Genomic DNA, 24,103 nt, shown 5'->3' with positions numbered 1-24,103 from the left:
CCACACGAGTCCCGGCACCGGCCTCTGGCTGGTGCTGCTGTCTGCAGCTTTCCTATTTCTACGACGGTACCCGGCAATGGTGGCATTGGCGACGGAGCACGTGATCGACGTGCACCACTGGAATGACAGCCTCTTCAGTTTCCGCACGACGCGCGATCCTGGCTTCCGCTTCGACAGCGGCCAGTTCGTGATGATCGGCCTGGAGGTCGACGGCCGCCCGCTGATGCGCGCCTACTCGATTGCCAGCGCGAACTACGAGGAAGAGCTGGAGTTCTTCAGCATCAAGGTGCCCAATGGCCCGCTGACCTCGCGCCTGCAGCACCTGAAGCCCGGCGACCCGATCATCGTCAGCCGCAAGCCGACCGGCACGCTGGTGCTCAACGACCTCAAGCCCGGCAAGCACCTCTACCTGCTGGGTACGGGTACCGGCCTGGCGCCCTTCCTCAGCCTGGTGCGCGATCCGGAAACCTACGAGCGTTTCGAGAAGATCGTGATCGCCCATGGCGTGCGCAACATCAACGACCTCGCCTACCAGGACTACCTGGAAAACGAACTGCCGCAGCACGAGTACCTGGGCGAGATGGTGCGCGAAAAGCTGATCTACTACCCCACGGTGACGCGCGAACCGTTCCGCAACCGCGGCCGCATCACCGACAACATCGTCAACGGCTCGATGAGCCAGGCCATCGGCCTGCCCCCGCTCGATCCGGCCACCGACCGCGTGATGCTGTGCGGTAGCCCGTCGATGTTGAACGACATCTGTGTCCTGCTCGACGAGCGCGGCTTCCAGGTCTCGCCGCGCACGCGCGAACCGGGCGACTACGTGATCGAGCGTGCGTTCGTCGAGAAGTAAGCGCGACGCGATCTCTGTGGGAGCGCACCCTGTGCGCGACAGCGACGGAGCGGCAAGCTGACTCGATTCGCGATAGCCGACTGCATGGCAACACCATCGCGTCGCGGTCGCGCACAGGGTGCGCTCCCACAACGGCTGTCGACGGGCGTTATTGCCAGAGCGTGTAAACGCGTCCCGTGCCCACGCCTTCCACGCTGCGACGATAGACCTGTGCCACGCGCTCGCCAGACACGGCTTCGAAACCCGGGAAATACGGACCGTAACTCTCAAGCGCTTCGGTCAGCACGGTCGCGCTCACCACGTTGATGCGCAGGCCACGCGGCAGTTCGGTAGCCGCGGCGCGCACGAAGCCTTCGATCGCCGCATTCACCGTGGTGGCGTTCGTACCGAAGCGGATCGGTTCGGCCGCGGTGATGCCGCTGGTCAGGGTGAACGAGCCGCCATCACGCAGCCGACTCATGCCAGCCAGCACGACGTTGACCTGCCCCATCAGCTTGTCCTGCAAGCCCTCGTTGAACTGCGCCGGCGTGGTGTCAGCCAGTGCGCCAAAATGGACATGGCCAGCCGTGGTGATCACCGCGTCGAGCGGGCCGGCTTCGTCGTACATGCGCTGGACGCTCGCCATGTCGGTGAGGTCCACGCGCAGGTCGCCGCTCTGGCGGCTGGCCCGGATGAGTTCATGGTGCGGCGCCAGCCCATCGGCCACGGCACGACCCACGGTGCCGCTGGCACCTACAAGCAGGACTCGCATGGCAATCACCTCGATGCATGGCGGCCCGGGACGGGCCGCACCGCCGCCAGTCTCCCCGCGGCTCATCGCCCGATAAACATGCCATGATTTGATCCATTCGAAACCCCAGGGTTTTCAATCATGGATACGCTGGCCAACATGGCGATGTTCGTGCGTGTGGTGGAGAGCGGCAGCTTTGCCGCGGCCGCCGAAGCCAGCGGCGTATCGGCCACCATGGCCGGCAAGCACATTCGCGCGATCGAGCAACGCCTGGGCGCGAGGCTGCTGCATCGCACGACGCGGCGCCAGCAGCTTACCGAAGTGGGACGGCTCTATTACGAACGCTGCAAGCTGGTGCTGGCCGATGTGGAGCTGGCCGAGCGCAGTGCGCTGGAGTTGCAGGCCGCGCCACGTGGGCGCCTGCGCATCACTGCGCCGATGAGTTTCGGCAGCCGGCGCCTCACGCCGGCGATCACGGACTACCTGCAACGCTTTCCCGACGTCAGCGTGGAATTGTCGCTGGACAACCGCGTGCTCGATTTCGTCGACGAAGGCTACGAACTGGCCATCCGCATCGGCGCCATCAGCGATCCGCAACTGGTCGCGCGACCGCTACAGCCCTACCGCATGCTGCTCGCTGCTTCGCCGGCCTATCTCGGGCGGCGCGGCACACCCGTGCATCCTCGTGACCTCTCCGCGCATGTGTGCCTGGGCTTGTCGAACTGGCGCCGTCGTGACCAGTGGCGGCTGGTCGGCCCCGGGGACGAATCGTGCGACGTGCCGGTCCATGGACGCCTGGCGGTAGACCATGGCGATGCGCTGCGCATTGCGGCGTTGCATGACGCCGGCATCGTGCTGCAACCGGAAGTGCTGCTGGCCGACGACCTCGCCGAAGGACGCCTGCTCACCGTACTGCCGGGCTGGGAGCCACCGGCGACACCGATGCACCTGCTCTACGCGCAGGACCGGCGACCCACGGCAAAGCTGCGCAGCATGATCGACTTCCTGCTGGAGCGATTCGGAGCAAAGGAGCCGGTTGCCTCCCTGTAGGAGCGCACCCAGTGCGCGATCGGCGCGATGAGAGGGATGGGCGACAACCGGTCGTAATGGAGGAGTACAACGCTGCGGTCGCGCACTGGGTGCGCTCCTACAGACAGCGGCGGGTCAGTCGCGGACGCGTCCCTTCCCTTCGTTGTCCCAGTAGCCGAACACGCGACGAGCGATGAGCTTGTAGAGACGCTTGCCCGTCGCGCGCCACAGTCGCGAATGCGGTGCGGGCGTATCGAGGATCGCGCGCTGCCGGGCGCTCAGGGCCTCGGCGCAGTAGGTCCGCTTGTGCTTGAGCAGATGGCGTACGTCTTCGCGTGCCAGCAGCCGAAACAGCGCGCCGCGCCGACCGCGTGTCCAGGCAATCTGGAAGTCCACCAGCGCGGGACGCCCGTCGGTACGCACCAGCCAGTTCGGTTCCTTGGCGAGGTCGTTGTGCACGATGCCGCGCCGATGCAACGCCGCGAGCAGGCGCAGCGCATCGCGGTAGTAGGCGCGGTCGCGCGGTTGCGCCTGCTGCATCGGAGCGCCAGCGATATAGCTGCGCAACAGCTCACTGCCGTTCCAGCCAAGCAAGGCTGGTACCCCATCGAGGCCATCGAGCCGGGCCAGTGCGCGCGCCTCGCGTGCGGCGGCGCGGCGCGCAAAGGCGCGCGCCCACCAGCGCGCCGCTGCGATATCGCGACGGATCACGCGCACGCCGCCGCGCTCGGTCATTTCGATGCGGCCGAGCTCGTCGGCCTTCAGCAGGGTATCGCCCGATCTATCCACAATGCATCCGCCAACGGCGCGCCCTGCGCCGCAATCGCTATTGTGTCCGATCCGTCGCGCCTCTGCAGTCGCGGTATCGCCGGCAATGTTCGAGCCGATATGCTGCGAGTTCGCCGCCATGAAGGAGGCCGCGTTGGAGATCGCGCTCTACTTGCTCGCCGCCGTGCTGATCGTGGGCGGACTGGTGGGCAATGTCCTGCCCGCGCTGCCGGGCATTCCGATGATCTTCGGCGGCATCTGGCTGGCCGCCGCGGTGGACGAGTACCGCCACCTGGGCCTGTGGTGGCTGCTGATCATTGGCGCGCTGGGCACGCTCGGGATCATCGTGGATTTCGTATCCGCCTCGCTCGGCGCCAAGCGGGTGGGCGCCAGCAAACGGGCCATGACCGGCGCGGCACTGGGCACCCTGGTCGGCATGTTCTTCGGCCTGGCCGGCCTGCTGCTGGGTCCGTTCATCGGAGCACTGGTGGGGGAACTCATGTCCGGCACCAGCATCCTGCGTTCGGCCCACGTCGGCGCGGCTACCTGGATCGGCCTGCTGGTCGGCACCCTGGTCAAGTTGGTGCTCTCGTTCATGATGATCGGCCTGTTCGGCTTTGCCTGGATGATCGGCTGAGGCCGTCCGAGGCGTCTTGCCGGCCACGCAACCTTCGGCACATGGCATGTTGCGCAGCACTCGCTTTAGGCTCGCGACACTTCACCTTCAGGGATAGCCACATGTCCAAACGCCTTGCCCTCGCCATGGCGGTGTCGCTCGTCGCCGCCGGATCGGTCCACGCCGACACCAAGACCCCGCCCTGGGTCGATCGCAGCAACAGCGACGCCAAGGTGCTGCTCGATGTGCTGGCGCGCTTCAATCCCGAGTTCGCCTCGCAGATTGGCGTGCCGGGTTACGACGACAAGGTGATCGACCTCAAACCGGACCTCGATGCACGCTTCCGGGCGGCACTGGTCGATGCCAAGGGCAAGCTGGACAAGATGCTGGCTGGCGAGAAGGACCCGAACGTCCGCCAGGACCTGCAGATCATGCTCAAGACCGTCAACGACCAGGTCGAAGGCATCGATCTCAACCACAAGTACATGCTGCCCTACCAGGACGTGGGACAGACCATCTTCCAGGGCGAGTTTGCGCTGCTTAAGGATGACGTCGACGCCAAGCGCCGGCCGTCCGCGCTCAAGCGCCTGGAGTGTTACGTCGGCAAGGCACCTGGCTGCACGCCGATCGTCGATCTGGCCAAGGCGCAGACCATGGAGCGCATCGGCGAGAAGGCGCTGATCGGTCCGTACAAGAACGAGGTCGAGCAGAAGCTCTCCAACACGCAACGCTACGCGCAGGGCATCCGCCAGCTGTTCACCAAGTACAAGCTCGACGACGCACAGGCCAAGGCCGCGCTCGACGCCATGGACAGCCAGCTGAAGGATTACGACACCTGGGTGCGCTCAACCATCGTGCCGCGCGAGCGCACGGACTTCCGCCTGCCCGAACCGCTGTATGCCTACAACCTCAAGCAGGTCGGCATCGACATCCCGCCGGAGGAACTGATCAAGCAGGCCCAGCTGGAGTTCGTCGAGCTGCGCTCGGAGATGCAGGTGCTGGCGCCGGTGGTGGCGAAGGAAGAAGGCTTCCAGTCCACCGACTACCGCGACGTGCTCAAGGCGCTCAAGCAGCAGCAGCTGGGCAAGGATGACGTGGTGCCGTGGTACCACGAGATCATCGGCAAGATCGAGGACACCATCCGTCGCGAGCACATCATCACGCTGCCGCAGCGCAAGATGCAGATGCGCCTTGCCTCGGAAGCCGAAACCGCCGCGGTGCCGGCACCGCACATGGATCCGCCGCCGCTCGTCAACAACCATGGCGAACAGGGCACCTTCGTGCTGACCATGGGCAACCCCAGCGGCAGCAAGTCCGACTCCTACGACGACTTCACCTATAAGGCCGCCGCCTGGACGTTGACCGCACACGAGGGTCGCCCGGGCCATGAACTGCAGTTCGCCGCCATGGTCGAGCGCGGCGTCTCGCTGGCGCGCAGCCTGTTCGCCTTCAACAGCGTCAACGTGGAAGGCTGGGCATTGTATGCGGAGTCGGAGATGCTGCCGTACGAGCCGCCGTCCGGCCAGTTCGCGTCGCTGCAGGCGCGCCTGATGCGTGCTGCCCGTGCTTATCTGGATCCCATGCTCAACCTGGGCCTGATCAGCAAGGAGCGCGCACACGATGTACTGCGTAACGATGTGGGCCTGTCCGAGGCGTTGACCCAGGAAGAACTGGATCGCTACACCTTCAACAGCCCCGGCCAGGCCACGGCGTACTTCTACGGGTACATGCGCCTGCAGCAGACCCGCCTGAACGCCGAGCTGGCGCTGGGCAAGGACTTCAATCGCCAGGCCTTCAACGACTTCGTGATCGGCCAGGGCCTGTTGCCGCCCGAGCAGCTCGCCGAAGCGGTGCGCACGCAGTTCATCCCGTCGCAGAAGAAGAAGTAACCGGCGGGCCGTGGCCCGTCAGCGAAGAGGCCGCGTCTTCGGACGCGGCCTTTTTGTTTGCGCCGCCGGCGCAGCGAGCGCGCTGCGCGCCAGCCAAGCGGCGAACCGCGGCGTATCACGGGAAAGCAATGGCGGCACGATGATGTAGCCGCGACTGGGCGCCGCCGTCGGCGTATGGCGGAAACGCCGCGCGCCCTCGATGGCCAGCAACTCTTCCTGGTCGGCAGCCGCCACCTTCAGCGCGATGCCATCGGCGGAGACCCAGGCACATGGCTTTTCGCCGAAGTAGGCCATGAGGCCGCCAAACATCGGCTTGAAGCGCAGATCGTGTGGCCGACCCAGATGCGTAGCCGCATCCACGAGGTCCGCACGCAGCGCCTCAAGCTCCGGGTTCACGCCGGCCGGTCAGGCAGCACGTAGAGCAGCACGGCGAGAAAATGGAACACGCTGCCGGCAAGCACGAAGAAGTGCCACACCGTATGGTGATACGGCAGCTTGCGCCACAGGTAGAACGGCACGCCGAGCGTGTAGGCCGCGCCGCCGGCCAGCAGCAACACCATGCCGCCTGTCTGCAGATGCGCCATCAGCGGCTTGAACGCCACCACGCCCACCCAACCCATGCCGACGTACATCAGCACGGCGAGCTTGCGGTACTTCTTCAGAAGACCCAGCTCCAGCGCGCTGCCCATGATCGCCAGCGTCCAGACGATGCAGAACAGGCTCCAGCCCCAGGCACCTGGCAGGGCGATCAGCGTGAAAGGCGTATAGGTGCCGGCGATCAGTAGGAAGATCGCGATGTGGTCGAACGTGCGCAGGACTTGCTTGGCCAGCGCGCCCGGAATCGAGTGATACAGCGTGGAGGCGGTGTAGCAGAGGATCAGCGTGGAGCCGAACACGGCGCTCGCCACCACCGCACGGGTATCGCCGTACAGCGCGGCAAAGGCCACCAGCGTGGCGAGACCGGCGATGCTGAGCAGGATGCCGATGCCATGGATGACGGAGCTGGCGAGCTCGTCGCCAAACGCATAGCGGGGTAGCACCGAGCCGGAGCTGACGGACATGGGGATTTCCTAAGTGGGGCAACAACGTACGGAGACGTACGCGTCCGCCACCTTAGCCGCCCGACGCCCGATTGCAAAGCAGCAAAACGCGTATGAAACGCCGCTCCGCGGCCTGCGTCACTCGAGGATGAAGGCGCCGAAGGCCACGCCCAGGTCCCAGCCCTTGCCGGTACCGCTCAGCGCCAGCGAGACATTGCCCTTGGTCATCACCCGCGCACCGGCCGACTTGGCCGCCCCGGCATGCACCCCGGCATCGGCGTAGTGGCCCTTGATCTCGCTGATGCTGGTGATGCCCGAGAACTTGCCGACGCCGTTGTCGATCTGGTTCTTGCCGAAGGTGAGGCCGCCACCCTTGACGCGGATGTGCACGCCCATGGTCTGCCCGTTGCTGCAGTGGACGGTGCCGCTGCCTTCGGCGGTCTGATAGAAGACCGACCAACCGGAGAGGCGGAAATTCATCTTGCACTCGAGATCGCCCGCATGCGCCGGAACCGCCGTCATGCCAGCCAGGGCCAGCGCCACCGCGCCCATGATCTTGCCCATCGCCATGCTGGTTTTCTCCTGTCTCGATCCCGGTGGCTTTGCGCCAGCTAATCCAATCGATTCTGGCAAGCGCTAACCGTCTGCTGCGTGAATGCACCCTTCACTCAAGATGAACGACAAAACAAGCACCGCATTGAGAAACTGATGCTCCCCGGATGTCCCCTCTCTCTCCCCCGACGTCCGGATTTGCCGCCCCGCCACCCTGTGCGGGGCTTTTTTTTCCCTGCGTCCGGGACTGCCGGCTGGACGCCAGTGCGGCAACGTGGGCTACACGGGTATCGGCCACAGGCTCTAAGCTGGCAAGGAACCAGGAACCGGAAGGAGCTCGCGATGTCGGCCATCGACCTGCTGTTGCATCTGGACCATCTGGACCTGGGCGTAGCCGCTCCCCGGGCCGCCATGGCGCTCGCAAACAGGCTGGGTGCCAGGCTCGACGCGCTCTACGTAGCCGACCTGCCCGCCACGGCCTTCAGTCTCCCCGAGGCCGTACCCGTCCAACTCGAAGAAACCCAACGCCGGGTGGCCGAAGCGCAGACCCACGACCCGCTGTGGCAGCAAGCCATCGCCGCCCACGGGCTGGCCGGTCTGTGGCGGGTCACCCAGGGCGATACCGTCCAGACCGTCAGCCAGGCGGCCTCCGGCTATGACCTGCTGGTGATGGAACGCAGCCAGCAGCGCAGCGATGCGCCGGTGGGGTTCGGCTCGGTGTCGCGCTGCGTCTTCGCCTGCGGGCGGCCCGTACTGGTGGTGCCGGACGTCGCCCCGGTAGCCAGCATCGGCACCCGCGTCCTGGTGGCCTGGAACGGCAGCCGGGAATCGGCGCTGGCGCTGGCCGCCGCGTTGCCCGTGCTGCAGCGCGCTGATGAGGTCAAGGTGCTCGACGGCAGCGAGATGAATGCGGACATGCTCCCCGTGCTGCCACCGCCCGGGCTGCTCGACTGGCTGCAGCGCCACGGCATCCGCGCCACGGTCGAGATCTTCGGCACCGGGCCGAGCCATGCCGCCGGCCCGGCGGTGCTGGACACGGCCCACGCGTGGGGCGCCGACCTTATCGTGATGGGCGCCTGGAGCCGTTCGCGGCTGGCGCAGATGGTGCTGGGCGGCACCACCCGCCACCTGTTCATGCACGGCGACGTGCCGATGCTGGTGGCGCACTGAAAAATCCGCCCCGCGGCCCCCGCGGGGCACTCCGCGGGGCACTCCGCGCAGAATAGCCTTCCATACGGCTACTTGTGCAAGCGTTTTCGATCGGCATAGGCTGAAGTCGCACCGGCGCGATCCCCACCGCATCCCCAAGCGGCGCGCCCGGTGCAGACAATCCACATCGAAACGTCAGGAGGTCGCCTATGTCGTCCGCAAGCCTGGCCGTACCCCGTCACGCCCATCCCGACGCCGCGCGCGTCGCCGCCATGAGCGCTGCCATCGCCGTCAACCTTGTTGCCCTGCTCGCCTTATTGCGGCCGATGGCACCGCAACTGGCCGAACAGGTGCAGCACGCCACCGATATGACGATCCACTGGCTGGAGCCACCACCCAAGGTGGAAACGCCGCAGGACATCGAACTCAAACCGTTGCCAAAGACCGTGCCCGTTCCTCGTACGCATGCCCCGCCGTTGCCGGTGACGCCGCCGCCGGCCACTCTCAGTGACGAAGGCACGATCGCGGCACCGCCGGTACCCCCTACCGCCGCGACAGTGGTCGAGCCCAACGTGGGGACCGCACCCGTCGAAGCCACGCTCGCCTATCGTGCGGTACCGCTGAAATACCCGCCCGCGGCGCTACGCGCGCACATGGAGGGCACGGTGATACTCAAGGTGCTGGTGGATGAGCAAGGTGTGCCCCAGGAGGTGACGATCGAACAAAGCAGCGGTTATGCCTTGCTGGATCGCAGCGCACGGGACCAGGTATTGCGCGGGTGGCGCTTCCAGCCCGCCAGCGTCAGCGGCCAGGCGGTACGGGCCTGGGCGCGCGTGCCGGTGAGTTTCAACGTCAACCAGCTCTGAGTCGCGCCATGGCGTGACGGCATCACGCCATGGAGTTCCGAGGGAAGGCCCGGTCTGCATCCAGCGTCAGACCGGGCCGTTCCACGGCAACCGGATATTCAGTGCGTCGCGACCGTGGGAGCCACCGGTCGGCGCGATGAACGAGCGATCGCCCATATCACCGCCACCAGCAGGATCACCGGCAGGCAGAACGGCAGCAGGGCCAGCGCCACGATCGGCGCGACGATCAGCAACGCCAATCCGCCGAACAGCAAGCCAAGCACGGCGCCAACGAGATGGAACAGACCGCCGATCAGGGCGAAGGTCAGCTTGAACATGGTGCCAATCAGGGCAACGGCAAGCCAGGCACCTACGAACAACATCAGTAGCACGCTCATCGTGATCATGACGATCCTCCTCCGGCGCGAACAATCCGATGATCTCTGCGCTCCGTCCTCATGCAGGCGACCGGCGCATATTTCAAGACTTCGTTAGGAGTCATCCTGCGCTTTTGCCATGCGCCGCACATGTCGCGAAAGTCATGGCATCGGTGCCACGCGCCACGTTCAGGAGTTACGGGAGTTTAACGATGCGCATGCTCCACTGCGGCCCGGTTCTCGTCGAGTAGCCCCGCATGGCCAGACACATGCAACACCTGAAGGCGCTGCGTGACATTGCGTTCGACTACGGGACGGGTGATCACCCCGACCTCGCTTCCATGGCGCGGGAATTGAGCCGTGTGGTGTTCCAGCACCGGCAATCGATCAACCATGGCCTGGGTGACCTGCGCACGAGCAACAAGGGTTTCGAACGTTGGCTGGTAGCGCAGCGTGGCAAGCCCGGCATCAGCGTGCTGGTGATGGCGTGGCCGGCGAATTACGCCACACCCATCCATGACCACGGTGGCCTCTGGGGCCTGGAGCTCGCCCTGCACGGAGCGCTCGAAGTGGAGTCCTGGGATCGTGGCGCGGATGGCAAGGCCCTGCGTCAGGCCGGCCGCGACTGGCTGGGGCCTGGCGATGCCACGTGGTTCGATGCCGACGACAGCCATGCGCACCGCTGCCGCAATCTTTCGCGACAGGAGACCGCGCTGACGCTTCACGTCTTCGGTGGCGATCTGGCACAGTACTTCACATACGAAGAAGCCGGGAAACCGGGCCAGTGGCTCGTGAAGCAGCAGCGCAGCGCCATCACCGGCAACCTGTACGCCTGAGCCGCACCAAGACAATCACGCTTTTCTAAGGGAGTGGCATGTATCGACGGGTCGCCATCATCGGCGGCGGCGCTGCAGCGGCAGCGCTGCTGAGCGAGTTGCTGGATCGCCAGCTGCCGCAGCCGTTGCACGTGGACTGGTATACCGGCGGCGGTACGCCGGCGCGCGGTGTCGCGTACGGCACGCGCTCGGACCGGCACCTTCTCAATGTGCGCGCCGCATCCATGAGCATGTTCGTGGCCAGGCCGCAGGGTTTTCTCGAATTTGCCCAGCGCGGCGACAGCAGCATCGCGGGTACGGATTTCCTGCCTCGCCGCCTGTATGGCGACTACCTCGAGGCCGAGGTCGATCGCGCCCTGACGCGCGCCCGCAGCGCCGGGCACGATGTGCGCGTACTGCCGGTTACCGTCGATGCCGTGGTGCCGGAAAACAATGGCGTCACCGTGGTCCATGGTGAAGAAAGCAGCCATGTGGATGCCTCCGTGCTGGCGATCGGCTCGCTGCCGCCCCAGCCGTTGGGCGGCGTCAGCGATGCCGCGCTCGAAAGCGGCCTGTATGTCACCGAACCCTGGAGCTTCCTTGGCTCGGTCAAGCCGGATCCGCGCCCGCGCAAGGTCGTGCTCATCGGGCTGGGACTGACGGCTGTCGACGTCCTGCTGGAGCTCTCGGCACTGTGGCCCAACGCGACGTTCGAGGCGATCTCGCGTCACGGCCTGCTGCCCGAGCCTCATCTGCACATGGCGTCCGCACCGTCGGACGACAGTGGCGACCTGATCGAGTCGATGCGCGACGCGCCCGACATCCGCACGTGGATCCGCCTGCTGCGCGAAGCGATCGCCCAGAGCGCCGACTGGCGCACGGTGATCGACAGCCTGCGTCCGCATACACCTTCGCTGTGGGCGCTATTGCCGCCAGCGGAACGCTCGCGTTTCCTGCGGCACGCACGCTGGGCCTGGGAGCGCGTGCGTCATCGCATGGCGCCACAGGTGATGACGGCCCTGCAGCAGCTGGAACACGAGGGCCGCCTGCATCGTCGGCGCGGCCGCCTGCAGGCCGTGGATACGGTCGATGGCAAGCTGCGTTTGGACGTCCGTTTGCCTCACGGCAAGGGCATCGAAACGATGGACGCCGACCTGGTGATCCAGACCGTGGGACTCAATACCGATGTGCGCCGTACGCAGCATCCGCTCGCGCGGCAGCTGGCCACCAACGGACATATCACGCCCGATCCGCTGGGCCTGGGCTGCATCGCCACGAAGGAAGGTCGCCTGCAGCACGATGACCAAGTGTGGCCGCACTTCTATGCCATCGGCACGCTGCTGCGCGGCACGTTGTGGGAGTCCACGGCGATGCCCGAGATCCGCCAGCAGGCACGCAACCTCGCCGACCGCCTGCTGCAGCCGCAGCTCGTCTGACCTGGAATACGGCACCGCGCCAGGGACGAAGCACCAGCCCCGTCCCTGGCGTGACTCAACCGCCTGTCACGCAAACCCGCTCAACACCAGCTTGCCGATCGTAGTGGCGCTTTCCAGTTGCGCATGGGCGCGACGCAAGTTGGCCGCATTGATCGCGCCAAGGTTTTCGCGCATTGTCGTACGCAATACGCCGGCATCGACCAGGTCGCTCGCTTCGTTGAGTATGCGGTGCTGGGCCTGCATGTCCTCGGTGTGATGCAGCGAGCGGGTGTACATGAACTCCCAGTGCAGCGAGATGCTCTTGGATTTCATCAGGCCGATATCCAGCGGCGTCGCCGGATCATCGATGAGGCCAAGCTTGCCTTGCGGCTTCAGCAGCTCCACCAGCGCCGGAAAATGCTGCTCGGTATGCGTGAGGCTAAGTACATAGTCCACGCCCTGTGGTGCCACCGCTTTGACGGCGGACACCAGGTCGCCGCGATGATCCACCACGTGATGCGCGCCCAGGTCGGCGGCCCACGCGCGACTGTCATCACGTGAAGCCGTGGCGACCACGGTGGCATTGGTGAGGCGCCGCGCAAGCTGGATGGCCATCGAACCCACGCCACCCGCACCTCCCACGATGAGCACCACGCCGCTGTGCGCCGTGCTGCCGCGCGGCACGCCCAGGCGATCGAACAGCAACTCCCAGGCCGTCAGCGTGGTCAACGGCATGGCTGCGGCCTGCGCGAAGTCCAGGGTGCCCGGCTTGCGCCCCACGATGCGCTCATCCACCAGCTGCAATGCGGCATTGCTGCCGGAGCGGTCGATGGCGCCGGCGTAGTACACCGCGTCGCCCGGCTTGAACAAGGTCACGTCCGCGCCCACGGCCACCACGGTGCCGGCGGCGTCCCAGCCGAGCACCTTGTCGGCGCCCTGGGGGTTTACCCGCTTGCGGATCTTGGTATCCACGGGGTTGACGGATACCGCCTCGACCTTCACCAGCAAGTCACGACCCTGGGCCACCGGCTCGGGCAATTCCACGTCCAGCAGGCTCTGCGTATCGTCGATGGGCAGGCTGCTGCGGTAGGCGACGGCTTTCATGGTTTCTCCGGGAAAAGTGGGCAACGTCAGGGAATGATTTTGCGCCGACGGAAGTCATCGAAAAGTCGCGTGAACATCGCCTGTGTCTCGATGTGCTCGTGGAAGCCGAAACGACGGGCCTTCGAGCCGTCGCCGAACATGTCGTAGTCCCACGAGAATACGAAATCGGCGAAGCGCCAGGACGAGACCTCGGCGTAGGCATGTTCGGTAAGGCCATGCCTTTCGATCATCGTACGCCACAGCGACTCCTTGTTCGCCATCACCGAATCCAGCGAAAGCGGCAACGGCGGCGCCACCTCCATGTCGAAGTACCTGGCGATGGCGGGCCACATCTCGTTCCAGCGGAACAGATCGCCGTTGGTGATGTTGAAGGCCTGGTTGGCGCAGGCGGGTTCGGTAGCCGCCCACACGGTGGCACGCGCAAGCAGGCCCGCGTCGGTCATCTCCAGCAGGCGGTCATAGGCCCCGGGCTTGCCCGGAAAGCGCAATGGCAGGCCCAGCTGCTTGCTCATCGAAGCGTAGACGGCAATCGCCAACGCGAGATTCATCGGATTGCCCAGCGCGAAGCCCCCGACCACCGCCGGACGGATCGCCGACCAGCTCCACGTCGCGCCTTGTTGCCGCTGCTCGAGGAAGCGTTGCTGGTCGTGCATGAATTCCGGCGGCATGAAGGCCGCATCGGTTTCGCGCGCCGGCGTCTTGAACGGCCCCAGGTGACCGCCGTACACCTTGTAGCCCTGCATCAGGCTGATGTGTTGCAGATCTTTGGCCACCGGTTCGATGGCATCGACGACGTTGACCAGCATCGCGAGGTTCGGCGGCACCAGCTCGGCCCAGCTTGGGCGGTCCTGGTAGGCGGCGTAGAACACGTGCGTCACATGAGTCAGCGTCGACAGCTTCTCTTGTGCATCTGCCGCGTCCAGCAGATCCACCGCAACATGGCTGACACGCCCCGACGATGCACCGCCACGGCGCGACAGACCGATCACCTGCCAGTCGTCGAGCGACGCCAGGTGATCGGCGAGATTGCGGCCGATAACGCCCTGCGCGCCGACCACCAGCGCCACCTTGCTTGGTGTCGTCATGACAGATCCTTGGGAATGAAGTGAGCCGGCTCAGGCGCCGACGGAACAGGCGACCGGGGTGGTCGATGCGCGGCGACGCTCGAGCACGGCGCTGGCCACGGTGACCAGCAGGCCGAGGAGCGTGACTACCGCACCGGCGATGCTCACCGACGGCAGGCCCAGCTTGAGATCGATCATCGTGCCGCCGATGAACGCACCGATCGCATTGCCCAGATTGAACGCCGCGATGTTCAAGGTCGATGCGAGATGCGGCCCTTCACTCGCCTGCTGCACCACGCGCATCTGCAGCGGGGGCACCGTGGCGAAGGCGAACACGCCCCACACGAACACGGTGACGATCGCAGCCACAGTGCTGTGCATGGTCCACGCGAAGGCGAACATCACCAGTGACAGCACCACCAGCACGCCGGCCAGCGACGGCATCAGGCGCCAGTCCGCCAGGCGGCCGCCCAGCATGTTGCCGATCGTGGTGCCGACGCCGAACAGGATCAGCACCCAGCCGGTGGCGCCCACGCTCACGTGCGATTGCTCCTGCAGGATCGGCGCGATGTATGTGAACACGGTGAACACGCCGCCGAAGCCAAGCACGGTCATGGCCAACGCGAGCAACACCTGCGGCTGGCGCAGTACGCCGATCTCACGACGCATGTCGGGCGAAGGCATGCCGGGAAGCGCCGGCACCAGCCGCCACACGGCAATGGCCGCCACCACGCCCAGGACGGTGACCGCGCCGAAAGTGGAGCGCCAGCCCGCCCACTGGCCGAGGAAGGTGCCAAACGGCACGCCGAGCACATTGGCGAGCGTCAGGCCGGTGAACATCAGGGCGATGGCGCGCGCGGCCTGGCCCCGCGGCACGATGTGTGAGGCAACCACGGCACCGATGCCGAAGAACGAGCCATGGCAGAACGCCGCCACCACGCGAGCCACCATCAGCACCCCGTAGTTCGGCGCCACGGCGCACAGCGCATTGCCGAGGATGAACAGGCCGAGCAGGAGCAGCAGCGCGTTGCGCCGCTCCATCTGGGCCGTAAGAGCCGCCAGCAGCGGCGCGCCGGCGGCCACCCCCAGCGCATAGCCCGACACCAGCAGGCCTGCCGACGGGATGCTCACATGCAGGTCGCTGGCCACCTCGGGCAACAGGCCCATGATCACGAATTCGGTGGTGCCGATGGCGAAGGCCGCCACGGACAAGGCCAGCAGGGCCAGGCGCGAAGCGCCTGCCCCGACGGTATCGGCCGCGGCCGTCTCTTCAGTGGCGCTGGGGAGGTTCATGGGGATATCCGGAATGGAAACTGCCCGCTACTTTGCGGCTTGCCCACCTTGGCGAGAATTGAGCAAACTAGAGACGCATCTTTTCCAAAAAGTTGAAGATGGTCGATTTCGAGGACATGCGGCTGTTCGTCCGCGCGGTGACCGACGGCAGCCTCTCGGCGGCCGGGAGGACGCTCGGCCTGTCGCCCGCGGCCGCCAGCAAGCGCCTGAACCGCCTGGAGCAGGCCCTCGGCGCGCGCCTCCTGCAACGCAGCTCACGGCGGCTGGCGCTCACCGAGGAGGGCACCATCTACTTCGAGCGGGCCCAGGCCATCATCGCGGACATGGACGACGCCAACTCGGCCGTGGGCCAGCGTCAGCTGGAGGTGCGCGGCCAGCTGCACGTGTCGGCCTCGGTGGACATGGGACGCCAGTACGTGGGGCCGATCGCGGCCGACTTTGCCGCCCAGCACTCCGCGCTCACCCTGCGCCTGACCCACTCCGACAGCGTGCTCGACCTGTTCGAGCACGGCGTGGACGTGGCCGTGCGCGGCGGCACCATGACCGACTCGCGGCTGGTATCGCGACTGCTGACCAACAATTTCCGCGTGCTCTGCGCCTCGCCTGCCTATCTCGCCCGGCGCGGCCATCCCAGGCGCGTGGAGGATCTGTCGCAGCACGACTGCCTGATGCTGCACCGACCTGGTCACGGCATCCTCCCGTGGATCGTGCAGACGCCGGAGGGCCCTCGCCCGCTGCGCATGGATGCCTCGATCACCTGTGACAACGGTGACCTGATGCGTGCGCTGGCCGTGGCCGGGCATGGGCTGGCCTTCAAGTCGGCCTGGGATATCGCCGAAGATGTCCGCGCCGGCCGGCTGGTGCCGTTGCTGGGCGACGTGGTCATGCCCGACGCACACATCTATGCGATCTATCCCAGCCGCTGCTACCTGCCCGCACGCATCCGCCTGTTCGTGGATCATCTGCAGCACGAACTGCAACGACGCGAGCGTGATGTACTCGATACCGTACGCAACGCGATGATCTGAACCACACCGACGAGGACAGCATGCCGAAGCCGATTCGCACGCCCGTTCCCTGCCCTTGTGGATGCCGCCCATGCTGAGCAGCATCGTCGGCATCGTCCTGCTCGTGCTGCATGCAGCCGGCGTGATCGCCGCCATGCATGCGGTGATGAATACGCGCACGCCACAAGGCGCCTTCGCCTGGGCGCTGGGGCTGGTGCTGCTGCCCTACATCACGCTGATTCCGTATCTCTACCTCGGTCGCAGCCGCTTCCACGGCTATGTCGACCTGCATCGCCTGCGCCGCGAGCAGATGCAGGCGATGGCGAACACCACGCTGGAGACGGCGGCATCACCGCCGTGGGCCTGCGAACGCTACGGCGAGATCGCCAGCCTGCTGCACGCGCGCTTCCACCCGGGACAGCAGCTTCGCCTGCTGGTCAACGGCGACGCGACCTTCAACGCGATCCTTTCGGCGATTGGCGAGGCCAGGCACTGCGTGCTGCTGCAGTTCTTCATCATCCACGACGACGGCCTGGGACGACGCCTGCAGGAAACGCTGATCGAGCGCGTGCGCGCCGGCGTGGAGGTTTGCGTGCTGTATGACGGCATCGGCAGCCACGCCCTGCCCCACCAGTACGTCGACACCTTGCGCGAGGCGGGCGTAGCCATCCATCCGTTCGCCACGCAGCGGCGCAGCAATCGCTTCCAGCTCAATTTCCGCAATCACCGCAAGATCGTCGTGATCGATGGCATTCGCGGCTTCGTCGGCGGACTCAACGTGGGCGACGAATACCTGGGCCTCAAGCCGCCCCTGGCGCCGTGGCGCGACACGCACCTGCAGGTCGATGGTCCGGCCGTCGCGGACCTGCAGCGCAGCTTCGCCGAGGACTGGCACTGGGTCACGGGCGCACTGCCGCCGCTGCGTTCGCCCAACCCCGGTACCGGCCACACGCATACGTTGATCGCAGCCACCGGGCCCGCAGACCGCCAGGAAACCTGCTCGCTGTTCTTCGTGGCGCTGATCCACGCCGCACGTCGCCGCCTGTGGATCACCACGCCCTATTTCGTGCCCGACCAGGCGGTGATGTCGGCACTGCGCCTGGCGGTGTTCCGCGGCGTGGACGTGCGCGTGCTGATTCCCTCGCGCCCGGATCACCATGCGGTATTCCTCGCCAGTGGCCTGTATGCGCACGACGCTGTCATCGCCGGCATTCGCGTGTTCCGCTATCAGCCCGGCTTCCTGCACGAGAAGGTGGTGCTGATCGACGACGACACCGCGTCGGTAGGCAGCATGAATCTCGACAACCGCTCGTTCCGGCTCAACTTCGAGATCGGTGCGTTGAACGTGGGCCGTCAGTTCGCCACCGAGGTGGAGGCCATGCTGCGCGAGGATTTCTCGCATGCGCATGAAGTGACCGAGGCGGAATATCTCAAGGCCCCCTACATGCGGCGTCTGGCGATGCATGTGGCGCGGTTGTTTGATCCGGTGCTTTAGCGGCAGGCGGCCTGATCGATCCGGCGCGGCGCGGCGGCGCGCACTGGGTGCGCTCCTACAGAAGCGTGTCAGCCTCGCAGCTTGCTGCCATAACCCACGTACAACGTCGCCGTCAGCAGCGCCGCCGCGAGTGACAAGGCTGCCGCCACCACGAACATCGGCCCATAGCGCCCACCCGAAGCAATCCAGCCACCCAACGGGCCTGTGACACCCAGCGCCACATCGATGAACACCGAGTACGCCGCCAGCGCCGCGCCGCGATTGCTCACGCTGACACGTTCCACCGCCACGACGCCGAGCGAGGGAAACACCAGCGAAAAACCGATGCCGCACAACGAAGCTCCCAGCATCGCCACGCCGGCATGGCTGGCCGAGGCCAGCACCATCAGGCCGATCGCCTCGATCAACAGCGAACCCAGCGCGACGCGGTAACCGCCGAAGTGCGCGATGGTCCATCCCAGCACCAACCGCACGCCCACGAAACACACGCCGAAGGCACTGAGCGTGGGCGCGGCGCCGACCCAGCCCTGGCTGGCGTAATAAAGGGTGATGAAGGTGGCGATCACGCCGAAGCCCACCGAGCCCAAGGCTAGGCCCATGCCATACGGCGCGACGCGCCCGAACACGTGATGCATCGGCAGGCGCTCGCCCGCTTCCACGTGCACCGGAGGACGACGCCATGCGAGCAGCAGGGCCAGCAGCATCAGCGCGACACCGGATACGCCGATCATGACGAAGCCGCCCATGGCCACCAGCACCACGCCCAGCGGGGCACCTACCGCAAGCGCGCCGTAGGTGGCGATGCCATTCCACGAGATGACCTTGGCCGTGTGCTCGCTGCCCACGCGACCGATGCCCCACATGATGCAGCCCGTGGCAACGCAACTCTCGCCCATGCCCAGCGCAAGACGCGCCACCAGCATGGTGCCCAGTGATGCCATCGGCCACGCACGCAGCAAGGCCGCCCCGATCATCAGCAATCCGCTCGCCGCGCAGGCAAGCAGGCCGATCCATGCGGCGCGCTTGGGGCCTGCCGTATCGGAGGTGCGGCCTGCGAAGCCACGGCTCAGCAGGGTGGCCACGTATTGCGTACTGATCACCAGGCCGGCGACCACCGCGCCCATGCCCAGGTTGTCGTGCACGAACGGCGGCAACACCGCCAGTTGCATGCCGATCACGAGATAGGCCAGGAACGTGAAGCACACGATCTGGACGATGCGCAGAGTCAGCCGCGAGCCGCGGATCTCTGTGTCAGCTTGGGTATGCATGGGTACTACTTGAAGCCAAGGAAGAACAAACGGTGGCGGGCAGGGCCCGCCGCGACATCAGGTCGGGCGACGGCGGCCCAGTGCCAGCCAGGCCAGGTACACGCCGATGCCGACGCCAAGGAATTCGAACAGCACGCGCTGGCCAAGGTTGTCGGCATCGTGCACGGCCGCCAGCCGGATGCGCAGCAACTGCAGCGACTGCAGGCGACCGTAGTTGAAATAGAACAGGTTCCACAGGTCCTGGCCGCCGGCCAGCGCCATGCCGACCACATACGACCAGCCCAGCTCCATGGCCATGTTCCAGCCCTGGCTGCGCCCGACACGGTTCAGCAGCGCAAAGACGAGAAATCCGACCACCAAGGCGATCGCGCCTGCTTCCAGCGCGCCCACCAGGCCGTATCCCATCCACGATTGGTCGTAAGGCATCGCCCCTGTCCCGTCATCATTGTTGTTTAAGCACATTATGCCTGCCCCAGAAACAATGACCGACATCACGTAAGGAATTTCCTACCCTGAATCCCGCACATCACGTACAGGGCACCCGTCGAGCCTGTCACACCTCATTGATCTGCCGGCCGATTAGACTTTGCGACCGCAGACATTTACGAGCCCGATGCACCCCATGAGCCGCCCCATCAGCAGCCGCGCAGCCCTGGTCCTGGTCGATGTGCAGCCGGATTTCATGCCCGGCGGCGCGCTCGCCTGCCACGAGGGCGATGCCATCGTTCCCGGCATTTCGAGGTTGCTGGAACGGCGCGTATTCCAGCACGTGGTGGCGACGCAGGACTGGCATCCCGCCGGCCATGTTTCCTTTGCCAGCTCGCACCCCGGACGCGGCCCGTTCGAGCGCATCCCGCTCTACGGCCACGCACAGACGCTGTGGCCCGACCACTGCGTGCAGGAGACGACCGGAGCCGCCCTGCATCCGTCCATCGACTGGTCCGGCGTGGAAAAGATCATCCGCAAGGGCGACGACCCGCGCGTGGATTCCTACAGCGGCTTTCGCGAGAACCACGGCCCCGACGGCACGCGCCCCAGCACCGAACTGCACGACTGGCTGCGCCGGCAGAGCGTGGACGAGATCTATGTTTGCGGCCTCGCGCGCGACGTGTGCGTGCTGTGGACGGCCCAGGACGCGGTTGACCTGGGGTATCGCACGCACGTGCTGTGGGATCTCACGCGCCCGGTGACCCCGGACACCGACATCGCCACCCGCTTCCGCTTCGACCAGCTCGGGGTGGACACAATCGACTCCACCTCGCTGGACTAAGGCCTCAGCCGTCGTTTTCGGAGGCGGCGCGCACGTGCGGCGTGCCTTCCTCATCGACCTCCACGGAGATCTGCATGGGGCGGCAGCACACCTGGCAATCCTCGATGTAGTGCTGGCTTTCCACCGAGCTGTCCACCAGCACCTCGATCGGCTCACCGCAATAAGGGCAATGGATGAGGGCCGCGTCGAGCATGGGCGTCACGCGATCGATCAGCGCCTAGCGCTTGACCGCCGACAACGACGAACCCCACTTGTTCACCTCAAGCTGCGCCGTCTCACCGCTGGCCAGCGTGGTCTGCACCTGCGCATCGCCACCCACCTTGTGGCATGCGCCCGAGTTCTGCAGCGACACCACATGCGAGCCACTGGGGACGGAGAATGCGACCTGCTCACCAGTCTCCAGCTGCGCGGCGAACTTGTCGTCGATGATGATCTGGCTGGAGCAGCCGCCACCGAAATAGCCATTGGCGCGCACGACCTGCAGGGTCGCGTCATTGGCACCGGGCGTCTGATAGAGGAACACGCGGTTGGCGACAGCATCCCTGATCGCCGTGTCGTGATTGTTGGTGACACCGCAACCGGTGAGCAGCAATGCCCCCACCACGACCGTACCCATGACGTACTGAGCTGCCTTCATCGCCCGACTCCGTGTGGTTCACAACGGCGAGCATCGCGAATGAGCGATCAATCCGGCGTGAACCGGACACTCACGCCGGCGGGATCCACGCCGCGGGGGTCACGATCTGGAACCAACCCTCGCGCGCGGTGCGCCGCGCCAGCCGAAGCACCTCCTTGTCCTTGCTCAGCAGCCACTGCGCCCCGGCAGACAATGCCAGTTCGAGGAACTGCTGATCGTCGGGGTCGGCGCAACGCGGCAGCTTGATATCGGTGCGCGGAGGCGTATCACGCAGCAACAGGACACAGCCATCGAAGGCAGTGGCGGCCGCCTCACGCACCTCTTCCGGCAGGGCCAGCTCGGGATACTCGAGCACCGCCAGCCACTCGGCTCGGCACGCCTCGTCCACCACCGCCTGCACGGCACCGCTTTGCAGGGCGTCCAGCACGTGGCGGGCGGAGGGGTCGCGAAACACGAAAAGGTCGAGTGCGACGTTGGTGTCGAGGACAAGTCGAGGGGTGCTGCTGGACATGGCGCGCATGGTGGCACAGCCGGCACGCTAAAATGAGGATCCAAGCCCTCTGGATTGCCGACATGACCGACCGCCTCTTCGACGACTACAAAGTGCACGCCACGGCGGTGGCCGAAGGCTCCCGCTACACCGCCTGCCTCGTGGTCACGCCCCGGGAGCGCACCGGTTTCCCCGTGTATTACGCGATATGCGAGAACCGCAGCTTCCGCGAAAGCGAACTCGCCGAGCAGGCGGCCGTCAAGGCACTTGCCGCGATCGTCGGCCTCGAAGGCGACGGCACGCCGATTTTCCCCGACGACTACACCGGTTTCGACGACGCCACGCCCCCTACGTGAGTCGCAACTGCCCGGGATAAAATCCGGGCATCCCCCACGAACGGTCTCACGCGATGCCACGCTGGCTGCAGTCGCTGTCCCAACGCCCTCGCACCGTCAGCATCGGCGGCCGGCCGTTCGTCAGCCATGGCCTGATGCGCCGCTTCTGGGACGACATCTACCACTTTGCGCTCACCATCCGCTGGCCGGTGTTTTTCGGGCTGGCGGCCACGGTCTTCGTGCTGCTCAACACGCTGTTCGCCACGCTCTATCAGCTGGGCGACCATGCGATCGCCAACCAGTTTCCGGCCAACTTCGGCGGCGCGTTCTTTTTCAGCGTGGAAACGCTGGCAACGGTAGGCTACGGCGACATGCACCCGCAGACGGTGTATGGCCACCTTGTCGCCACGGTGGAGATCTTCACCGGCATGCTGAGCATCGCGCTGGTCACCGGCCTGGTGTTTGCCCGCTTCTCGCGGCCACGCGCCAAGATGATCTTTGCCGACCATCCGGTGATCCGGAGCATCCACGGCCAGACCACGCTGATGATCCGCGCGGCGAATGCGCGGCAGAACGTGATCGCCGAAGCGTCGGCCAAGCTGCACCTGTTGCTGCGCGAAGCCTCGCCCGAGGGGTTTCGCCTGCGCCGCATCCACGACCTCAAGCTGCTGCGTGACCGGCATCCGGTATTCACGCTGAGCTGGAGCCTGATGCACGTGATCGACGAAGACAGCCCGCTGCACGCGTTGACGCCGGAACTGCTGGCGAGCACGGAAGCCATGCTGATGCTGTCGATCGAAGGCATCGATGAAACCACGTCGCAGTCGATGCTGGCGCGTCGGCAGTGGGGCTATCGCGAATGGCGCTGGAACCACCGCTACGTCGACCTGGTGCATGACGACGAACTCGGCGTTAGCCACATCGACTACACGGTGTTCCATCACGTGCTGCCCATCGACGACGAAACAGACGCGCTATAGCTTTTGTCGACAGACGCGCACCACGGTGCATGGCGCGCTCACAGGGTAAGCAACACCTTGCCGATGGCAGCGCGACTTTCCAGGTAGGCGTGGGCGAGCGCGCCCTCGGGCAGGGGAAAGCGCGCGGCGATGCGGGGTTTCACGATGCCGTTGCGGATCTGCTCGAACAGAGCCGCCGCACGCTCGCGGCGCACCTCGGCGCTCGTCAGTACATTCCAAAGGTCGCCGCCCGTGAGCGTCAACGAGCGATCCATCAGCAGGCGGGGATCGACAGGCGCCGGATCACCCGCCGCCATGCCGTAGAACACCACCGTACCGCCGATGCGGGCGACCGCAAGACTGTCCCCCAGCGTGCGACCGACCGAGTCGTACACGACCGTGGCCCCGTGACCGCCGGTCAACGCCCTGGTAGCCGAGACCCATTCGTCGTAACCCACTGCCACGTCGGCGCCGACGGCGATGACGGCATCGCGCTTGGCTTCATTCGACGCCACACCGAGCACCACCGCACCCAGCGCCTTGAGCATCTGCACCAGCAGGAGCCCCACGCCACCCGCGGCGGCATGCACCACGGCCACGTCACCGGGCTGCACGCGGAAACTGTCGCTGACCAGATACTGCGCGGTGAGCCCCTGCAGCAGCACGGCGGCAGCCGTATCGGCATCGATGTCATCGGGCAGCGGAATCAGGCGGTCGCGATCCACGGCCACCAGCTCAGCGTTGGCATGAGGCATGTCCGCAAAACCGACACGCGTGCCGGCAGGGAACAGCGGATCACTCCCCTCCACCACCACGCCGGCGCCTTCATAGCCAAGCACCCAGGGCGCCGAGCCGCTGAGGTGATAGTTGCCATTGCGCCGGTACACGTCGGCGAAATTGAGACCCACCGCTTTCATCCGCACCAGCACCTGTTGCGCGCCGGGCACCGGATCGGCGCATTCGGTCCAGCGCAGGACATCCGCCGGACCGAAATGATCGAAGGTCAGTGCATGCATGGGGAATTCCTGGCAACGTGATCGGACGTCACAAGCATGACATTTCCCGCCATTTCCGTGCACAACGTGCTGCACGCCCCCGCATGC

Annotated in this window: 28 protein-coding genes; 13 read left to right on the top strand and 15 right to left on the bottom strand. The window is 66.0% G+C overall.

The annotated features are described in order from the left end of the window. The first annotated feature begins 76 nt into the window (after positions 1–76). Positions 77–853 (top strand): ferredoxin--NADP reductase, encoded by a 777-nt coding sequence (locus EPB08_RS02785; protein WP_130617525.1) that lies wholly within the window; start codon positions 77–79, stop codon positions 851–853. 148 nt (positions 854–1,001) lie between these two features. Here the strand turns inward: EPB08_RS02785 and EPB08_RS02780 are convergent, their stop codons facing one another. Next, positions 1,002–1,604: a short chain dehydrogenase gene (locus EPB08_RS02780; protein ID WP_130617524.1), complete on the bottom strand. Its 603-nt coding sequence runs from the start codon at positions 1,602–1,604 to the stop codon at positions 1,002–1,004. A 120-nt stretch (positions 1,605–1,724) separates the two neighbouring features. On the opposite strand from EPB08_RS02780, the gene EPB08_RS02775 reads away from it, so the two are divergent. After that, entirely contained in the window at positions 1,725–2,633 is a 909-nt protein-coding gene (locus tag EPB08_RS02775; RefSeq protein WP_130617523.1) for a LysR family transcriptional regulator, read from the top strand. 114 nt (positions 2,634–2,747) lie between these two features. Here the strand turns inward: EPB08_RS02775 and EPB08_RS02770 are convergent, their stop codons facing one another. Next, positions 2,748–3,347 (bottom strand): RIO1 family regulatory kinase/ATPase domain-containing protein, encoded by a 600-nt coding sequence (locus EPB08_RS02770; RefSeq protein ID WP_130617881.1) that lies wholly within the window; start codon positions 3,345–3,347, stop codon positions 2,748–2,750. A gap of 187 nt (positions 3,348–3,534) precedes the next feature. Between EPB08_RS02770 and EPB08_RS02765 the strand changes: the two genes are divergently transcribed. Together EPB08_RS02765 and EPB08_RS02760 are read left to right on the top strand one after the other, a co-directional pair. Further along, a complete protein-coding gene (locus EPB08_RS02765; RefSeq protein WP_130617880.1) occupies positions 3,535–4,017 on the top strand; it encodes a DUF456 domain-containing protein in 483 nt (160 codons plus the stop codon). A 101-nt stretch (positions 4,018–4,118) separates the two neighbouring features. Further along, positions 4,119–5,885: a DUF885 domain-containing protein gene (locus tag EPB08_RS02760; RefSeq protein ID WP_130617522.1), complete on the top strand. Its 1,767-nt coding sequence runs from the start codon at positions 4,119–4,121 to the stop codon at positions 5,883–5,885. Positions 5,886–5,903: 18 nt separating this feature from the next. Here the strand turns inward: EPB08_RS02760 and EPB08_RS02755 are convergent, their stop codons facing one another. The 3 genes from EPB08_RS02755 to EPB08_RS02745 all read right to left on the bottom strand — a co-directional run bounded on the left by EPB08_RS02755 (position 5,904) and on the right by EPB08_RS02745 (position 7,495). Beyond that, entirely contained in the window at positions 5,904–6,281 is a 378-nt protein-coding gene (locus EPB08_RS02755; RefSeq protein WP_130617521.1) for a TfoX/Sxy family protein, read from the bottom strand. After that, entirely contained in the window at positions 6,278–6,946 is a 669-nt protein-coding gene (trhA, locus tag EPB08_RS02750; protein ID WP_130617520.1) for a PAQR family membrane homeostasis protein TrhA, read from the bottom strand. Before trhA ends, EPB08_RS02755 begins: the two co-directional genes overlap by 4 nt. Before the next feature lie 117 nt (positions 6,947–7,063). Next, on the bottom strand, positions 7,064–7,495 hold the full coding sequence (locus EPB08_RS02745; RefSeq protein WP_130617519.1) for a hypothetical protein: 432 nt from the start codon (positions 7,493–7,495) through the stop codon (positions 7,064–7,066). Positions 7,496–7,819: 324 nt separating this feature from the next. On the opposite strand from EPB08_RS02745, the gene EPB08_RS02740 reads away from it, so the two are divergent. Both EPB08_RS02740 and EPB08_RS02735 read left to right on the top strand, forming a co-directional pair. Beyond that, positions 7,820–8,647 (top strand): universal stress protein, encoded by an 828-nt coding sequence (locus EPB08_RS02740; RefSeq protein WP_165418372.1) that lies wholly within the window; start codon positions 7,820–7,822, stop codon positions 8,645–8,647. Between the two features lie 188 nt (positions 8,648–8,835). Next, positions 8,836–9,492 carry an energy transducer TonB gene (locus EPB08_RS02735; protein WP_130617517.1) on the top strand — a complete coding sequence of 219 codons (657 nt, stop codon included), beginning with the start codon at positions 8,836–8,838 and terminating at the stop codon, positions 9,490–9,492. A 98-nt stretch (positions 9,493–9,590) separates the two neighbouring features. On the opposite strand, the gene EPB08_RS02730 is transcribed toward EPB08_RS02735, so the two are convergent. Beyond that, positions 9,591–9,878, bottom strand: coding sequence for a hypothetical protein (locus EPB08_RS02730; protein ID WP_130617516.1), 288 nt, complete (start codon positions 9,876–9,878; stop codon positions 9,591–9,593). Positions 9,879–10,105: 227 nt separating this feature from the next. On the opposite strand from EPB08_RS02730, the gene EPB08_RS02725 reads away from it, so the two are divergent. Together EPB08_RS02725 and EPB08_RS02720 are read left to right on the top strand one after the other, a co-directional pair. Beyond that, positions 10,106–10,684: a cysteine dioxygenase gene (locus EPB08_RS02725; protein ID WP_130617515.1), complete on the top strand. Its 579-nt coding sequence runs from the start codon at positions 10,106–10,108 to the stop codon at positions 10,682–10,684. A gap of 38 nt (positions 10,685–10,722) precedes the next feature. Continuing rightward, entirely contained in the window at positions 10,723–12,099 is a 1,377-nt protein-coding gene (locus tag EPB08_RS02720; protein WP_130617514.1) for an FAD/NAD(P)-binding protein, read from the top strand. A gap of 66 nt (positions 12,100–12,165) precedes the next feature. On the opposite strand, the gene EPB08_RS02715 is transcribed toward EPB08_RS02720, so the two are convergent. Genes EPB08_RS02715 through EPB08_RS02705 form a run of 3 tightly spaced genes read right to left on the bottom strand, consistent with a single transcriptional unit; the run spans position 12,166 to position 15,539 of the window. Beyond that, positions 12,166–13,182 (bottom strand): zinc-binding alcohol dehydrogenase family protein, encoded by a 1,017-nt coding sequence (locus tag EPB08_RS02715; protein WP_130617513.1) that lies wholly within the window; start codon positions 13,180–13,182, stop codon positions 12,166–12,168. 26 nt (positions 13,183–13,208) lie between these two features. Continuing rightward, complete coding sequence (locus tag EPB08_RS02710; RefSeq protein WP_130617512.1) at positions 13,209–14,267, bottom strand: SDR family oxidoreductase; 1,059 nt, start codon at positions 14,265–14,267, stop codon at positions 13,209–13,211. A gap of 30 nt (positions 14,268–14,297) precedes the next feature. Further along, positions 14,298–15,539, bottom strand: a complete 1,242-nt coding sequence (locus EPB08_RS02705; RefSeq protein ID WP_130617511.1) for an MFS transporter — start codon at positions 15,537–15,539, stop codon at positions 14,298–14,300. Positions 15,540–15,637: 98 nt separating this feature from the next. Between EPB08_RS02705 and EPB08_RS02700 the strand changes: the two genes are divergently transcribed. Together EPB08_RS02700 and cls are read left to right on the top strand one after the other, a co-directional pair. Continuing rightward, complete coding sequence (locus EPB08_RS02700) at positions 15,638–16,567, top strand: LysR family transcriptional regulator (RefSeq protein WP_130617510.1); 930 nt, start codon at positions 15,638–15,640, stop codon at positions 16,565–16,567. Positions 16,568–16,637: 70 nt separating this feature from the next. Further along, a complete protein-coding gene (gene cls, locus EPB08_RS02695) occupies positions 16,638–18,041 on the top strand; it encodes a cardiolipin synthase (RefSeq protein ID WP_130617509.1) in 1,404 nt (467 codons plus the stop codon). A 68-nt stretch (positions 18,042–18,109) separates the two neighbouring features. Here the strand turns inward: cls and EPB08_RS02690 are convergent, their stop codons facing one another. Together EPB08_RS02690 and EPB08_RS02685 are read right to left on the bottom strand one after the other, a co-directional pair. Then, entirely contained in the window at positions 18,110–19,309 is a 1,200-nt protein-coding gene (locus EPB08_RS02690; protein WP_130617508.1) for an MFS transporter, read from the bottom strand. A 57-nt stretch (positions 19,310–19,366) separates the two neighbouring features. Further along, positions 19,367–19,735, bottom strand: coding sequence for a hypothetical protein (locus tag EPB08_RS02685; RefSeq protein ID WP_130617507.1), 369 nt, complete (start codon positions 19,733–19,735; stop codon positions 19,367–19,369). Between the two features lie 196 nt (positions 19,736–19,931). On the opposite strand from EPB08_RS02685, the gene pncA reads away from it, so the two are divergent. Then, complete coding sequence (gene pncA / locus EPB08_RS02680) at positions 19,932–20,579, top strand: bifunctional nicotinamidase/pyrazinamidase (RefSeq protein WP_130617506.1); 648 nt, start codon at positions 19,932–19,934, stop codon at positions 20,577–20,579. Between the two features lie 4 nt (positions 20,580–20,583). On the opposite strand, the gene EPB08_RS02675 is transcribed toward pncA, so the two are convergent. The 3 genes from EPB08_RS02675 to EPB08_RS02665 form a co-directional block, all read right to left on the bottom strand. Next, positions 20,584–20,772, bottom strand: a complete 189-nt coding sequence (locus EPB08_RS02675; protein ID WP_130617505.1) for a CPXCG motif-containing cysteine-rich protein — start codon at positions 20,770–20,772, stop codon at positions 20,584–20,586. 24 nt (positions 20,773–20,796) lie between these two features. After that, positions 20,797–21,216 carry a hypothetical protein gene (locus tag EPB08_RS02670; protein ID WP_130617504.1) on the bottom strand — a complete coding sequence of 140 codons (420 nt, stop codon included), beginning with the start codon at positions 21,214–21,216 and terminating at the stop codon, positions 20,797–20,799. A 70-nt stretch (positions 21,217–21,286) separates the two neighbouring features. Continuing rightward, on the bottom strand, positions 21,287–21,727 hold the full coding sequence (locus EPB08_RS02665; RefSeq protein WP_324615122.1) for a PIN domain-containing protein: 441 nt from the start codon (positions 21,725–21,727) through the stop codon (positions 21,287–21,289). 62 nt (positions 21,728–21,789) lie between these two features. Here EPB08_RS02665 and EPB08_RS02660 point away from each other — a divergent pair, with 62 nt between their 5' ends. After that, positions 21,790–22,062, top strand: coding sequence for a hypothetical protein (locus EPB08_RS02660; protein WP_130617502.1), 273 nt, complete (start codon positions 21,790–21,792; stop codon positions 22,060–22,062). 53 nt (positions 22,063–22,115) lie between these two features. Further along, positions 22,116–23,021, top strand: a complete 906-nt coding sequence (locus EPB08_RS02655; RefSeq protein WP_130617501.1) for an ion channel — start codon at positions 22,116–22,118, stop codon at positions 23,019–23,021. 38 nt (positions 23,022–23,059) lie between these two features. Here the strand turns inward: EPB08_RS02655 and EPB08_RS02650 are convergent, their stop codons facing one another. Beyond that, on the bottom strand, positions 23,060–24,016 hold the full coding sequence (locus EPB08_RS02650) for a quinone oxidoreductase family protein (RefSeq protein WP_130617500.1): 957 nt from the start codon (positions 24,014–24,016) through the stop codon (positions 23,060–23,062). Positions 24,017–24,103 lie beyond the last annotated feature (87 nt).

This window comes from Dyella amyloliquefaciens, assembly GCF_004296575.1.
Taxonomy (GTDB): domain Bacteria; phylum Pseudomonadota; class Gammaproteobacteria; order Xanthomonadales; family Rhodanobacteraceae; genus Dyella; species Dyella amyloliquefaciens.
This window is presented reverse-complemented; position numbering and strand designations above follow the sequence as displayed.

What these genes read in the sequence shown, in the direction of transcription:
- EPB08_RS02785 (WP_130617525.1), top strand. Translation starts at nt 77, where the DNA reads ATGGTGGCATTGGCGACGGAGCACGTGATCGACGTGCACCACTGGAAT.
- EPB08_RS02780 (WP_130617524.1), bottom strand. Translation starts at nt 1,604, where the DNA reads ATGCGAGTCCTGCTTGTAGGTGCCAGCGGCACCGTGGGTCGTGCCGTG.
- EPB08_RS02775 (WP_130617523.1), top strand. Translation starts at nt 1,725, where the DNA reads ATGGATACGCTGGCCAACATGGCGATGTTCGTGCGTGTGGTGGAGAGC.
- EPB08_RS02770 (WP_130617881.1), bottom strand. Translation starts at nt 3,347, where the DNA reads ATGACCGAGCGCGGCGGCGTGCGCGTGATCCGTCGCGATATCGCAGCG.
- EPB08_RS02760 (WP_130617522.1), top strand. Translation starts at nt 4,119, where the DNA reads ATGTCCAAACGCCTTGCCCTCGCCATGGCGGTGTCGCTCGTCGCCGCC.
- trhA (WP_130617520.1), bottom strand. Translation starts at nt 6,946, where the DNA reads ATGTCCGTCAGCTCCGGCTCGGTGCTACCCCGCTATGCGTTTGGCGAC.
- EPB08_RS02745 (WP_130617519.1), bottom strand. Translation starts at nt 7,495, where the DNA reads ATGGCGATGGGCAAGATCATGGGCGCGGTGGCGCTGGCCCTGGCTGGC.
- EPB08_RS02740 (WP_165418372.1), top strand. Translation starts at nt 7,820, where the DNA reads ATGTCGGCCATCGACCTGCTGTTGCATCTGGACCATCTGGACCTGGGC.
- EPB08_RS02735 (WP_130617517.1), top strand. Translation starts at nt 8,836, where the DNA reads ATGTCGTCCGCAAGCCTGGCCGTACCCCGTCACGCCCATCCCGACGCC.
- EPB08_RS02730 (WP_130617516.1), bottom strand. Translation starts at nt 9,878, where the DNA reads ATGATCACGATGAGCGTGCTACTGATGTTGTTCGTAGGTGCCTGGCTT.
- EPB08_RS02725 (WP_130617515.1), top strand. Translation starts at nt 10,106, where the DNA reads ATGGCCAGACACATGCAACACCTGAAGGCGCTGCGTGACATTGCGTTC.
- EPB08_RS02720 (WP_130617514.1), top strand. Translation starts at nt 10,723, where the DNA reads ATGTATCGACGGGTCGCCATCATCGGCGGCGGCGCTGCAGCGGCAGCG.
- EPB08_RS02715 (WP_130617513.1), bottom strand. Translation starts at nt 13,182, where the DNA reads ATGAAAGCCGTCGCCTACCGCAGCAGCCTGCCCATCGACGATACGCAG.
- EPB08_RS02710 (WP_130617512.1), bottom strand. Translation starts at nt 14,267, where the DNA reads ATGACGACACCAAGCAAGGTGGCGCTGGTGGTCGGCGCGCAGGGCGTT.
- EPB08_RS02705 (WP_130617511.1), bottom strand. Translation starts at nt 15,539, where the DNA reads ATGAACCTCCCCAGCGCCACTGAAGAGACGGCCGCGGCCGATACCGTC.
- EPB08_RS02700 (WP_130617510.1), top strand. Translation starts at nt 15,638, where the DNA reads ATGGTCGATTTCGAGGACATGCGGCTGTTCGTCCGCGCGGTGACCGAC.
- cls (WP_130617509.1), top strand. Translation starts at nt 16,638, where the DNA reads ATGCTGAGCAGCATCGTCGGCATCGTCCTGCTCGTGCTGCATGCAGCC.
- EPB08_RS02690 (WP_130617508.1), bottom strand. Translation starts at nt 19,309, where the DNA reads ATGCATACCCAAGCTGACACAGAGATCCGCGGCTCGCGGCTGACTCTG.
- EPB08_RS02685 (WP_130617507.1), bottom strand. Translation starts at nt 19,735, where the DNA reads ATGCCTTACGACCAATCGTGGATGGGATACGGCCTGGTGGGCGCGCTG.
- pncA (WP_130617506.1), top strand. Translation starts at nt 19,932, where the DNA reads ATGAGCCGCCCCATCAGCAGCCGCGCAGCCCTGGTCCTGGTCGATGTG.
- EPB08_RS02675 (WP_130617505.1), bottom strand. Translation starts at nt 20,772, where the DNA reads ATGCTCGACGCGGCCCTCATCCATTGCCCTTATTGCGGTGAGCCGATC.
- EPB08_RS02670 (WP_130617504.1), bottom strand. Translation starts at nt 21,216, where the DNA reads ATGAAGGCAGCTCAGTACGTCATGGGTACGGTCGTGGTGGGGGCATTG.
- EPB08_RS02665 (WP_324615122.1), bottom strand. Translation starts at nt 21,727, where the DNA reads ATGTCCAGCAGCACCCCTCGACTTGTCCTCGACACCAACGTCGCACTC.
- EPB08_RS02660 (WP_130617502.1), top strand. Translation starts at nt 21,790, where the DNA reads ATGACCGACCGCCTCTTCGACGACTACAAAGTGCACGCCACGGCGGTG.
- EPB08_RS02655 (WP_130617501.1), top strand. Translation starts at nt 22,116, where the DNA reads ATGCCACGCTGGCTGCAGTCGCTGTCCCAACGCCCTCGCACCGTCAGC.
- EPB08_RS02650 (WP_130617500.1), bottom strand. Translation starts at nt 24,016, where the DNA reads ATGCATGCACTGACCTTCGATCATTTCGGTCCGGCGGATGTCCTGCGC.